The organism is Allobosea sp. TAB14 (assembly GCF_052113865.1).
GTDB lineage: Bacteria > Pseudomonadota > Alphaproteobacteria > Rhizobiales > Beijerinckiaceae > Allobosea > Allobosea spartocytisi.
Window position 1 is genome coordinate 1 of sequence record NZ_JBFRDQ010000234.1, and the last position, 10,808, is coordinate 10,808.

The 10,808-nt window shown below is 66.2% G+C and carries 12 protein-coding genes and 1 pseudogene; 6 read left to right on the forward strand and 7 right to left on the reverse strand.

What is annotated here, in order from left to right; translation table 11 throughout:
* Positions 1-213: TerC family protein (locus AB4Y99_RS24740; RefSeq protein ID WP_441525186.1), on the reverse strand; the 213-nt coding region annotated here is incomplete at its 3' end.
* Between the two features lie 168 nt (positions 214-381).
* Positions 382-870, reverse strand: coding sequence for a protein-export chaperone SecB (gene secB / locus AB4Y99_RS24745; protein ID WP_038359486.1), 489 nt, complete (start codon positions 868-870; stop codon positions 382-384).
* A 255-nt stretch (positions 871-1,125) separates the two neighbouring features.
* Here secB and AB4Y99_RS24750 point away from each other — a divergent pair, with 255 nt between their 5' ends.
* The 5 genes from AB4Y99_RS24750 to AB4Y99_RS24770 all read left to right on the forward strand — a co-directional run bounded on the left by AB4Y99_RS24750 (position 1,126) and on the right by AB4Y99_RS24770 (position 5,060).
* Positions 1,126-1,854 (forward strand): Tim44/TimA family putative adaptor protein, encoded by a 729-nt coding sequence (locus tag AB4Y99_RS24750; protein ID WP_038359484.1) that lies wholly within the window; start codon positions 1,126-1,128, stop codon positions 1,852-1,854.
* Positions 1,851-3,017, forward strand: coding sequence for a murein transglycosylase A (gene mltA, locus AB4Y99_RS24755; RefSeq protein ID WP_441525187.1), 1,167 nt, complete (start codon positions 1,851-1,853; stop codon positions 3,015-3,017). The genes AB4Y99_RS24750 and mltA overlap by 4 nt, the downstream gene beginning before the upstream one ends.
* Positions 3,018-3,186: 169 nt before the next feature.
* The gene (locus tag AB4Y99_RS24760; RefSeq protein ID WP_318652318.1) at positions 3,187-3,582 is read left to right on the forward strand and encodes a Smr/MutS family protein; all 396 of its coding nucleotides are present in this window, start codon (positions 3,187-3,189) and stop codon (positions 3,580-3,582) included.
* On the forward strand, positions 3,579-3,956 hold the full coding sequence (locus AB4Y99_RS24765; RefSeq protein WP_038359477.1) for a helix-turn-helix domain-containing protein: 378 nt from the start codon (positions 3,579-3,581) through the stop codon (positions 3,954-3,956). Before AB4Y99_RS24760 ends, AB4Y99_RS24765 begins: the two co-directional genes overlap by 4 nt.
* A 105-nt stretch (positions 3,957-4,061) precedes the next feature.
* Positions 4,062-5,060, forward strand: a complete 999-nt coding sequence (locus tag AB4Y99_RS24770) for an adenosine kinase (RefSeq protein WP_112765086.1) — start codon at positions 4,062-4,064, stop codon at positions 5,058-5,060.
* Positions 5,061-5,113: 53 nt separating this feature from the next.
* On the opposite strand, the pseudogene AB4Y99_RS24775 reads toward AB4Y99_RS24770, so the two are convergent.
* The 4 genes and pseudogenes from AB4Y99_RS24775 to AB4Y99_RS24790 form a co-directional block, all read right to left on the reverse strand.
* A pseudogene (locus AB4Y99_RS24775) lies at positions 5,114-5,614 on the reverse strand (MSMEG_1061 family FMN-dependent PPOX-type flavoprotein); the annotation flags it as partial.
* A 226-nt stretch (positions 5,615-5,840) separates the two neighbouring features.
* A complete protein-coding gene (gene pnp, locus AB4Y99_RS24780; protein ID WP_038359465.1) occupies positions 5,841-8,012 on the reverse strand; it encodes a polyribonucleotide nucleotidyltransferase in 2,172 nt (723 codons plus the stop codon).
* Between the two features lie 262 nt (positions 8,013-8,274).
* Positions 8,275-8,544 carry a 30S ribosomal protein S15 gene (gene rpsO / locus AB4Y99_RS24785; RefSeq protein ID WP_441525188.1) on the reverse strand — a complete coding sequence of 90 codons (270 nt, stop codon included), beginning with the start codon at positions 8,542-8,544 and terminating at the stop codon, positions 8,275-8,277.
* A gap of 323 nt (positions 8,545-8,867) precedes the next feature.
* Positions 8,868-9,275, reverse strand: coding sequence for a winged helix-turn-helix transcriptional regulator (locus AB4Y99_RS24790; RefSeq protein ID WP_051987561.1), 408 nt, complete (start codon positions 9,273-9,275; stop codon positions 8,868-8,870).
* Positions 9,276-9,399: 124 nt separating this feature from the next.
* Between AB4Y99_RS24790 and AB4Y99_RS24795 the strand changes: the two genes are divergently transcribed.
* Complete coding sequence (locus AB4Y99_RS24795) at positions 9,400-10,011, forward strand: NAD(P)-dependent oxidoreductase (RefSeq protein ID WP_441525189.1); 612 nt, start codon at positions 9,400-9,402, stop codon at positions 10,009-10,011.
* 81 nt (positions 10,012-10,092) lie between these two features.
* Here AB4Y99_RS24795 and AB4Y99_RS24800 read toward each other — a convergent pair whose 3' ends face one another.
* A complete protein-coding gene (locus AB4Y99_RS24800) occupies positions 10,093-10,443 on the reverse strand; it encodes an Atu4866 domain-containing protein (RefSeq protein WP_038359458.1) in 351 nt (116 codons plus the stop codon).
* Positions 10,444-10,808 lie beyond the last annotated feature (365 nt).

Genomic DNA, 10,808 nt, shown 5'->3' on the forward strand with positions numbered 1-10,808 from the left:
GATCGCGACCGTGCTGAGCAGTGCGAGCCGCAGGATGAGCGCGAGTCCGATGCCGATCTTGCGGCCTTTCGAGCGCTGATGCTCCGGCAGCTTGTTGGTCAGGATCGAGATGAAGATCAGGTTGTCGATGCCGAGCACGACCTCCATGGCGATCAATGCTCCGAGCGCGGCCCATACGGCGGGGTCGGAAGCAAGCGTCATAAGGGCGTCCATCGGGTCTCCATCGGATAAGGAAAAGGCGGGCGTCCCGATTGGGGCGTCCGCCAGATGCGCATCCGACATGGCGAGGGGCCAGACCCTTCGCAAGGGCAACAATCATCCGCAACAAACGAAAAAGGGCCCGCGAGGGGCCCTTTCTGTTGGCGTGGGGAGTGCCGACGCTCAGGAATTGGCGGCGCTGGGCTGACCCTGAACCTGCTGCTGATAGAGCGCCGCGAAATCGATCGGCGGCACGTAGAAGGCCGGGAAGCCGCCATTCTGCACCGCTTCGGCGATGATCTGGCGCGCGAAGGGGAAGAGCAGGCGCGCGCAGTCGATCACCAGCACGGGGTGGATGTGCTCCTCGGGGATGTTCTGCAGCCGGAAGACGCCGGCATAGCTCAGGTCGAAGGCGAACAGCGTCTCGCCGTTGAGCTCGGCCTTGCCCTCGAGCTTCAGCACGGTCTCGTAATCGATCCCGCCGATATTGCTCGTGCCGACATTGACCTGCAGCGACATCTGCGGGCCCGCCTGGGCGTCCTGCTGGGCGAGCGCGCGCGGCGCCTTCGGGTTCTCGAAGGAGAAATCCTTGGTGTACTGGATCAGGGCATTGAGGCTCGGAGCCGTATCAGCGGCGCCGGCGCCGTTGCCGTTGGGAAGTTCGTTGGCCATCGGTCCCATCTTGTTCTGGCAGGCTGTCTCGGGAAATCCCGCGCCTCCTTGGGCATTCGAGATTGCGCTCCGCCTCCGGGGCGACGCGCGCGTCGGCTATCATGGACACGAGAACGGCACAAGAAGTCGCCTTCACAAGCCGGGGGGTGGATGTTACGAGCCTGTCTCACCATATCACTGTGGTGACGGCCCGCCGCCGGCGATCTGGCAGCGGTTAGAACCATGACAATACGGGGAGCCGCGGGTCAGCCTTCAATGCAAAATTCCTTCGACATAACGACTCTGGTCTTCTTGGCTCTGGCCGTTTTCGTCGCCTGGAAGCTGCGCTCTGTCCTCGGTCAGAAGACCGGCAACGAGCAGCCGCCGAAGGATCCCTTCATTCGTCGCGAGGCGCCGCCGGTGCGGCCGGACCAGGCGCAATCGTCCGACAAGCGCGACAATGTCATCCGTCTGCCGGGCGCGGCCAACGACCCCGCCGCGGTTCCGGTCCCGGCGGCCGAGCGCTGGAAGGACATCGCCCCGCCGGATTCGCCGATCGGTCAGGGCATCGACGCGATCATTCGGCAAGAGCCGGATTTCGATCCGCGCGCCTTCGTCGAAGGTGCCAAATCCGCCTATGAGACCATCGTCACGGCCTTCGCCCGCGGCGATCGCAAGATGCTGAAGGGCTTGCTGGCGAAGGAGGTCTATGACGGCTTCGAGCAGGCCATCACCGAGCGCGAGAAGCGCAACGAGAAAGCGGAATCCAACTTCGTCTCGATCGACAAGGCCGATCTGACCGCGGTCGAGGTCAAGGGCAAGGCGGCCCAGGTGACGATCGCCTTCGTCTCGCAGCTCATCAGCGCGACGCGCGACGCGCAAGGCGCCGTCGTCGACGGCAGCGCCGATCAGGTTTCGGAGGTCAACGACATCTGGACCTTCTCGCGCCAGCTTGGCAGCAGGGACCCCAACTGGCTTCTCGTCGCCACCGAAGCCGGCGCGTGATCCGTGTCGCCGCGGCCGCGCTCGCGCTGCTGGCGGCCTCTTCTTTTCCTGTCATGACGGCTCTGGCTTCGCCTTTTCCTCTTCCGGACGGCGCCCGCGCCGAACCGCTGTCGCCGGGCGAGATCGCCGGCTGGCGGCAGGACGATCAGGCCAGGGCTTTTGCCATCTTCGCACAGGGCTGCATGGCGGACCCGCCATTGCGCCAGGCGGTGCCCTTGCCGGATGGGCTGGATGCCGCTTGCGAGAAGGCGAAGGCGTTGGCTGCGGCCGGTCCCGTCAGCGCCGAGCAGGCGCGCGATTTCTTCGAGCGGAATTTCAGCTTCTGGCGCATCCGCCCGGCCGATGCGGAAACTGGCTTCATGACCGGGTATTTCGAGCCGGAATTCGAGGGCGCGCTGACGCGTTCCGACGCGTTCCCGACCCCGCTCTACGACCGCCCGAAGGATCTGGTGACGCGCCAGTCCGGCGACGATTGGCCCGGCCTCGACAAGGCTCTCTCGGCCGCCCGCCGCACCGGTGACGACCTCGAACCCTTCCCCGACCGCACTGCGATCGAGACCGGCGCGCTCGACGGGCAAGGACTCGAAATCCTCTGGCTGCGCGATTCCGTCGATCGCTTCGTGCTGCAGGTTCAGGGCTCCGGCCGCGTGCGCCTGCCAGACGGCTCGGTGACGCGGCTCACCTATTCCGGTCGCAACGGCCTGCCCTATACCTCGCTCGGTCGCGTACTCAGCCAGCGCGAGAATATCCCGCCTGAGCAGATGACCATGGACCGCCTCGTCGCCCGGCTGAAGGCCGATGCCGGTTTCGCGCGCGACCTCATCCGCCTCAACCGCTCCTTCGTCTTCTTCACCCGCCGCGACGACCTGCCGGCCGGGGCCGGGCCCATCGGTGGCGCCGGGCTGCCGCTGACGCCGCTGCGCAGCATCGCCATCGATCGCAATATCTGGCCCTATGGCCTGCCGGTCTGGATCGATGCGACCATCCCCGATGGCGAGGGAGGCGACGCGCATCTCGCCCGGCTGGTGGTCGCGCAGGACACCGGTTCCGCCATCCTCGGCGCGGCCCGCATGGATCTCTTCGTCGGTTCCGGCGCTGCCGCCGGACACCGCGCCGGGCTGATCCGGCATCCCGTTTCCTTCACCGTGCTCTGGCCGCGCTGAGATGCGGTCGCGCCGGGGCAAGACGCTGACGGAGGCCGATATCGCGCTCTGGCGACAGGTGGCGCGCTCGGTCAAACCGTTGCCGGGCCGTGCGCCCGTGGAGCCCGAGTCCGCTCCGCCGCCCGTAGCGCCCGCGTCGACGGAGACCTCCGTTCTTGTCGTTGCAAGCATGTCCGCGGCGAAGACGGCCCCGCCGGCCGCTCCGCCGCTCGCGCCGATCGAGCGCCGCCTGCGCACGCAGCTTCGGCGCGGGCAGCAAACTGTCGAGGCCTCGATCGACCTGCACGGCATGCGCCAGGGCGAGGCGCATCTGGCGCTCTGCGCCTTCCTGCGGCGCGAACAGGCGCGCGGCACACGCATCTGCCTCGTCGTGACCGGCAAGGGCGGTCCGGCTCCGGCCTTGTTCGGCGAGGAGCGCGGCGTCCTGCGCCGGATGGTGCCGCATTGGTTGCGGCTCGCGGAGCTGCGCCCGCTGGTGCTGGGCTTCGAGGAGGCCGAGCAGCGCCATGGCGGCTCGGGCGCGCTCTATGTACGCCTGCGGCGGCTCAGGGAGTTCGGGCCGTGACGCCCTTCGGCCGGCGCGTGCGCGAGCTGCGGCAGCAGCGCGGCCTCACGCTCGCCCAGATGGCCGAGGGGCTCGGCGTGACGCCGGCCTATCTCTCGGCGCTGGAACACGGCAAGCGCGGCCGGCCGACCTTCACCCTGATCCAGGGCGCCATCCACCTCCTCGGCATCATCTGGGACGAGGCGGACGAGCTCGTGCGCCTCGCCGACCTCTCTCATCCGCGCGTCACCGTCGACACGGCGGGGCTCGATGCGGAAGCGACGCTCTTCGCCAATCGTCTCGCYCGCGAGATCGGCGGGCTCGATGCCGAGGATCTGCGCCGCATGGCCGGTATCCTCGACGAGGTCGCAGCGCGGCGCGATGCGGGCCATTGAAGCTCTCCCGGATGTCCCCGGCTTGACCCGCTGCCGGGCTGATGCGACACGGCGCCACCAACCTTTCGGCCTTTCCGGCCGACCCTAACCCGGACCCGACCGCTCATGACCAGCACCCGCACGGACGTCCTCGCCCTCGGCAACGCCATCGTCGATGTCCTCGCCTCGGCCGAGGAGGATTTCCTGATCGCGCAGAAGCTGACCAAGGGCGCGATGATGCTGATCGATGAGCCGCGTGCGGAATCGCTCTATGCGGCAATGGGTCCGGCGCGCGTCATCTCCGGCGGTTCGGCGGCGAACACCATTGCGGGCCTCGCTTCCTTCGGCGGCAAGGGCGCCTTCATCGGCAAGGTTAAGGCCGATGAGCTCGGCAAGCTCTACCGGCACGACCTGACTTCGCTCGGCGTCGCCTTCGGCACCGCCGACGCGGCGGACGGCCCGGCCACGGCCCGCTCCTTCATCATCGTGACGCCGGATGGCGAGCGCACGATGAACACCTATCTCGGCGCCTGCCAGGGTCTCTCGGTCGCCGATGTCGATGCAGCCGCCGTGGAGAGCGCCGACATCGTCTATCTCGAAGGCTATCTCTGGGATCCGCCGGCGGCGAAGGAGGCCTTCCGCAAGGCCTCGGAGATCGCGCATAAGGGTGACGGGCGCGTCGCCATCACCCTCTCCGATTCCTTCTGCGTCGACCGCTATCGCGACGAGTTCCTCGGCCTCGTCCGCAACCGCATGGTCGATCTCGTCTTCGCCAATGAGCACGAGCTGAAGAGCCTCTACCAGACCGCGGATTTCGACACGGCCCTGTCCTGGCTGCGTTCCGAGAACATTCTCGCCGTCGTGACCCGCTCGGAGAAGGGTGCGCTGGCGGTGACGCCGGACGGCATCGTCGAGGAGCCGGTCTTCCCGGTCGAGCGCGTTGTCGATGCGACCGGTGCCGGCGATCTCTTCGCCGCCGGCTTCCTCTATGGCCTGACCTCGAATCGTGAGACGCGCGATTGCCTGCGCCTCGGCGCGCTGGCCGCGGCCGAGATCATCTCGCATGTCGGCGCCCGGCCGGATGTGAGCCTGAAGACGCTGGCCGGGAACGAAGGGCTGCTGTGAGTTCGGATCGTGCCGGGCGAGGGCAGGGTCCGCTTGTCGACCTGCCGCTCCAGGTTCCAGAGCTCGGCCCGCACCACCGCGCGCGAGCATTGGAAGTAGACCGCCTCGACATGGACGATCATCACGCTCGCCGGCAGCTTTCCGGCCATCTCGAAGCGAGCGCACAACCCAGGATTGCAGGATAGCTCAGCGCGTCCGTTCACGCGCAATGTCTCCCCGCAACCGGGGATCAGGAAGAGCATTCCGATTCGATCGTCGGACAGGATATTCTTCAATGAATCCAGCCGGTTATTGCCTTTTCGGTCGGGAATCAGGAGCGTTTTCGCGTCCCGGACCGTGACAAAGCCCGGCAGATCCCCGCGCGGCGAACAATCCAGGCCCTCCGGACCGACCGTCGCGAGCACGAAAAACGGCGAGGCGGCGATCAGCGCTGCATAATTCTCGTCGACATGATCGATCTCCTTGAATCCCGAAGCCGGCGCGACGGGTGCGGGATAGGCGCGGGCGAGATCGTCGAGCGAAGCGATGCGGTGGTCGGACATACCGGTCTCCATGGAACGGCATATGTCTAGACTATTAAAGGTGACACCGCCACCGTCATTCCGGGCAAGCGAAGCGCAGACCCGGAATCCATCATAAGGTACCGCACCACTCTACGGTGGATTCCGGATCGTCGCCGCTTCGTGGGTTGTCCGGAATGACGGCGCACCGAAAAGCAAAACGCCCCGCATCCTGCGATGCGGGGCGTCTCGTTTCACGTGAATCGCGTGATGGGTCGGCTTACTCGGCCGCGCCCTGCTTCTCGCGGGACTTCTCGGCCTCGCGCTGCGCCTTGAGCTTCTCGGTCAGGTCCTCGCCGGTCGCCTGGTCGACGACCTTCATCGAGAGGCGGATCTTGCCGCGCTCGTCCTGGCCGAGGAACTTGACCTTGACCTTGTCGCCTTCCTTGACGACGTCCGAGACCTTCTGGACGCGCTGCGGAGCCAGCTCCGAGATGTGGACGAGGCCGTCCTTGGCGCCGAAGAAGTTCACGAAGGCGCCGAACTCCATGATCTTGACGACGGTGCCGTCATAGATCACGCCGACTTCGGCTTCCGAGACGATCGACTTGATCCACTTGATCGCCGCTTCGATCGACTTGCCGTCGGCCGAGGCGATCTTGATGGTGCCGTCGTCCTCGATGTTCACCTTGGCGCCGGTCTTCTCGACGATCTCGCGGATGACCTTGCCGCCCGAACCGATGACTTCGCGGATCTTGTCGACCGGGATCTTCATCGTCTCGATGCGCGGCGCGAACTCGCCGAGCTGGCTGCGCGAAGCGGAGAGCGCCTTGTTCATCTCGCCGAGGATGTGGTCGCGACCGCCCTTGGCCTGGTCGAGGGCGACCTTCATGATCTCCTCGGTGATGCCGGCGATCTTGATGTCCATCTGCAGCGAGGTGATGCCGTCCGCAGTGCCGGCCACCTTGAAGTCCATGTCGCCGAGATGATCCTCGTCGCCGAGGATGTCGGAGAGCACGGCGAAGCGTTCACCCTCGAGGATGAGGCCCATGGCGATGCCCGCGACCGGCGCCTTCAGCGGCACGCCGGCATCCATCAGCGCCAGCGAGGTGCCGCAGACGGTGGCCATCGAGGAGGAGCCGTTCGACTCGGTGATCTCCGAGACGACGCGGATCGTGTAGGGGAACTCCGACTTCGCCGGCAGCATCGGGCGGATGGCGCGCCAGGCGAGCTTGCCATGGCCGATTTCGCGGCGGCCGGGCGAGCCCATCCGGCCGGTCTCGCCGACGGAGTAGGGAGGGAAGTTGTAGTGCAGCAGGAAGGTTTCCTTGTAGGTGCCTTCCAGCGAGTCGATGAACTGCTCGTCATCGCCGGTGCCGAGCGTGGTCACGACCAGCGCCTGCGTCTCGCCGCGGGTGAACAGGGCGGAGCCGTGGGTGCGCGGCAGCATGCCGGCCTCGGCCACGATCTTGCGCACGGTCTTCAGGTCGCGGCCGTCGATGCGGGTGCCGTCGTCGAGGATGGTCCAGCGCACGACCTTGGCCTGGGCTTCCTTGAACTGGCCGCTGACCTGCTCCTTGGTGAAGGTGGTCTTGCCGTCCGGCTCGGCCGAGATCAGCGAGGCGACCTTGGCCTTGGCGGCRTCCAGCGCCTTGTAGCGCTCGGCCTTGGTGGTGATCTTGTAGGCGGCGCGCAGATCGGCGTCGACGAGCTTGAGGACGGCGTCCAGAACCACGGAGTTGTCGGCCGGGGTATAGTCGCGCGGCTCCTTGGCGGCCTTCTCGGCGAGGCGGATGATGGCGTCGATCACCGGCTGGAAATGCTTGTGGCCGAACATCACGGCGCCGAGCATCACGTCCTCGGGAAGCTCCTTGGCTTCCGACTCGACCATCAGCACGGCGTCCTGGGTGCCGGCGACGACGAGGTCGAGAACCGAGTCCTTCATCTCTTCGATGGTCGGGTTCAGCTTGTAGGCGCCGTCGATATAGCCGACGCGGGCACCGCCGATCGGGCCCATGAAGGGCACGCCGGAGAGCGTCAGAGCGGCGGAGGTCGCGACCATCGCCAGAATGTCGGGATCGTTCTCCAGGTCATGCTGGAGCACGGTGACGACGACCTGCGTGTCGTTCTTGTAGCCTTCGACGAAGAGCGGGCGGATCGGGCGGTCGATCAGGCGGGAGACCAGCGTCTCCTTCTCGCTCGGGCGCCCTTCGCGCTTGAARTAGCCGCCSGGGATGCGGCCGGCCGCGAAGGTCTTTTCCTGGTAGTTSACGGTCAGCGGGAAGAAGTCGAAGCCSGGCTTCGGCTCCTTSGCSGAGACRACGGTSGCGAGCACGACGGTCTCGCCATAGGTGGCCATCACGGCACCGTCGGCCTGGCGGGCGACCTTGCCGGTCTCGAGGACGAGCTTGCGGCCGCCCCAGATCAGTTCTTCGGTTTGGATGTCGAACATGTGATTCGTCTTTCGGTCGGGTTCGACCCGTCCGGTGCCTTCAGGCCCATGGGCAAGACGGCGGAACGCTCGGGTGGGAAAGGTTGTGCGCCCGAGCGCTCGGCGATCCTGCCATGGACGTCTGCGGCGCCCGGCGGGTCACGCGGGAAAGCCGCCCCATGCGGCCGCCGCGGCAGGCAGGCGCGCCGCCCCTGGCGGCCTCGCCCGAAAAGGAGCCGCCCGGAGCGCGATGCACCGGGCGGAAACGGTTTTCAGCCTTCGATCAGCGGCGGATGCCGAGCCGTTCGATCAGCGTCTTGTAGCGGCCTTCGTCCTTGCCCTTGAGATAGTCGAGCARCGAACGRCGCTGCGARACCAGCTTSAGCAGGCCRCGRCGCGAGTGGTTGTCCTTSRCRTGCGACTTGAAGTGGCCGGTCAGGTTGTTGATGCGCTCGGTCAGGATCGCGACCTGGACTTCCGGCGAGCCGGTGTCGTTCGGCTTGGTGGCGTATTCCTGAAGCAGCGCGGTCTTGCGCTCGGCAGTGATCGACATCGGGATATCCTCGTGTTCGGGTTGATCTGGCGGGCCAGGCCGGGATGTCGTCCAGCGAGGTCCGAAGCCCGCGAGCGCTTCATCGTGGAAGCGTCGCGCAGYCGGCCTTTTCGGTCCGGATGGGGGGCATATACACGAAATCGGCGGAAACGCCAGCGCCTCGCGGAACAGGACCGTCGGACCCCGGTTTCGCCACGGCGCCCGCAGGAGATCGGGATGGAGCTGATGAACCCGACAAGCCGCTCTGGTCGCCGATGCGGCGCTTCGTCGTCGGTCGCCCGCTCAGCCTCCTGAGCACGCCAAACGGCATCGCGGGCTCGCGCTCACGGGAGGTTGAGCGGGAGCGGGACCCGGCCGCTTGCCGATGGTGTCAGCCCGCGATCATAGCGCTGCTGCGCTTCCTCGATCTCGCCGATATGGGTTTCGGCCCAGAGCGTGAGCTGATGCACCGTCTGTGATAAGGTGCGGCCGAGTTCGGTCAGCGAGTACTCGACCGTGACCGGCACGGTCGCGAAGACCTCGCGCCGGACCAGCCCGTCGCGTTCGAGGCTCTTCAGCGTCTGCGACAGCATCTTCTGCGAAATGTTCTCGATCCGGCGTCTCAGCTCGTTGAAACGCAGCGTGCCGTCGTCGAGCGCGATTAGGATCAATACGGCCCAGGTATCGCCGATGCGGTCGAGCACACGGCGCGTCGGGCAGAGGGCCTGAAAAGGGTCGGGACGTCTGAGCATGGCGGTTTCCGGCAGGTGACCATGTCGCGCGAAAGTGCCTTCTTTACGGAACGTCGCGGCGTGATCAGATAGGTTCCATTGGAATGCAGGTATCCAGAAGATACCGGAAAAAGGAACCCATGTCATGAAAATCGCATTGATCGGCGCCAGCGGATTCATCGGCTCGCGCCTGCTCGCCGAGCTCGCCTCCCGCGGCCACACCGTGACCGCCATCGTCCGCAATCCTGAGAAGGTTGCGGCCAAGCCGGGCGTCACCGCCGTCAAGGGCGACGTCTTCGACAAGGATGGGCTCGCGAAGCTTCTCGCCGGCCATGATGCGGTGATCAGCGCCGTGCACTTCTCCGCCAGCGATCCGCAGACCCTGCTTGCGGCGGTGAAGCAGTCGGGCGTGAAGCGCTATCTCGTGGTCGGCGGCGCCGGCAGCCTCGAGGTGGCGCCGGGCGTCAAACTCTTCGACACGCCGGATTTCCCGGCCGCCTATCTCGACGAAGCCCGGAAGGGCGGCGCGTTCCTCGATCTCCTGAAGCCGGAGCAGGGCCTGGACTGGACCTTCCTGTCGCCCTCGGCGCTGATCCAGCCCGGCGAGCGCACGGGGAAGTTCCGTCTGGGGACGGACCAGCTCCTGGTCGATGCCAAGGGCAACAGCGCGATCTCGGCCGAGGATTATGCCGTGGCGATGGTGGACGAGTTGGAAAAGCCGGCTCAWAGCCGTCGCCGCTTCACCGTCGGCTACTGATCGATTCTCCGAACCATCGAAAAATGAAAAGGCCGCGCCCTCTTTCCAAGGCGCGGCCTTTTTAACCTGTCCGGCGTTGCCTCAAGCCTTGTGGAAGCGCTTCTCGCCGATGCTGAGCGTACCGCGCTTGAGCTTGCCGAGGGCGACCCAGCCGGATTCGCCTTCGAAATAGAGCTTCGAGCGATCGACGGCGTAGCGTCCGCTATGCCGGGCCCCGAGCTCGGGCTTCTGCTTGTGGAACTGCCCGTCCGGCCTCAGATCGATCAGGATGGCGCCGTCTTCCGTCTTCCAGGTGCCGATGGCGGCCTGCTCGAAGGGGGACGGGGCGTCGGTCTCGTGGAAATCGATCTCGAGCGGGCGAATGTCTCGGCTGCGCGGCGCAATGCCGGTGGCGAGCTGGCCGAGAGCCTGAAGAACCTGGCTGAGCTGCATCGGTCCGGTCTCCCTGAAAATGAGAAAACCCTGCACCCGCTCTGGTGAGCGGAACAGGGATTCGACGACGAGCACGCGCTGGCGAAACCTGCGATGTCGAAGCCGTATGAAGAATGATTGTCGAAGGTGGCGCCTGYTGGGCATGATTGYGGCGGCACAAAGCTTAGATAGGCGCGAAGCGCCTCATTGCAAGAGCCGCGGTCTTCCGCGGCCGGGCTCGGTCGATCCAAGCCGTTGATGTCTCAAGGAAACGGCGCCTTTCGGCGCCGTTAGGATCTGTGGCGATGCTGKKTTCGTGGCGCGTGGTGCGCCTCAGAACTCTTCCCATCCGGTGTCGATGGCGCGTCCATTGGCGACCTTGCGGG

Bases quoted from the DNA above. Each gene is read 5' to 3' on its own strand.
- AB4Y99_RS24790 (WP_051987561.1), bottom strand. From the start codon at position 9,275: ATGCTCAGACGTCCCGACCCTTTTCAGGCCCTCTGCCCGACGCGCCGT.
- AB4Y99_RS24800 (WP_038359458.1), bottom strand. From the start codon at position 10,443: ATGCAGCTCAGCCAGGTTCTTCAGGCTCTCGGCCAGCTCGCCACCGGC.
- AB4Y99_RS24770 (WP_112765086.1), top strand. From the start codon at position 4,062: ATGACCAGCACCCGCACGGACGTCCTCGCCCTCGGCAACGCCATCGTC.
- secB (WP_038359486.1), bottom strand. From the start codon at position 870: ATGGCCAACGAACTTCCCAACGGCAACGGCGCCGGCGCCGCTGATACG.
- AB4Y99_RS24760 (WP_318652318.1), top strand. From the start codon at position 3,187: ATGTCCGCGGCGAAGACGGCCCCGCCGGCCGCTCCGCCGCTCGCGCCG.
- AB4Y99_RS24750 (WP_038359484.1), top strand. From the start codon at position 1,126: ATGCAAAATTCCTTCGACATAACGACTCTGGTCTTCTTGGCTCTGGCC.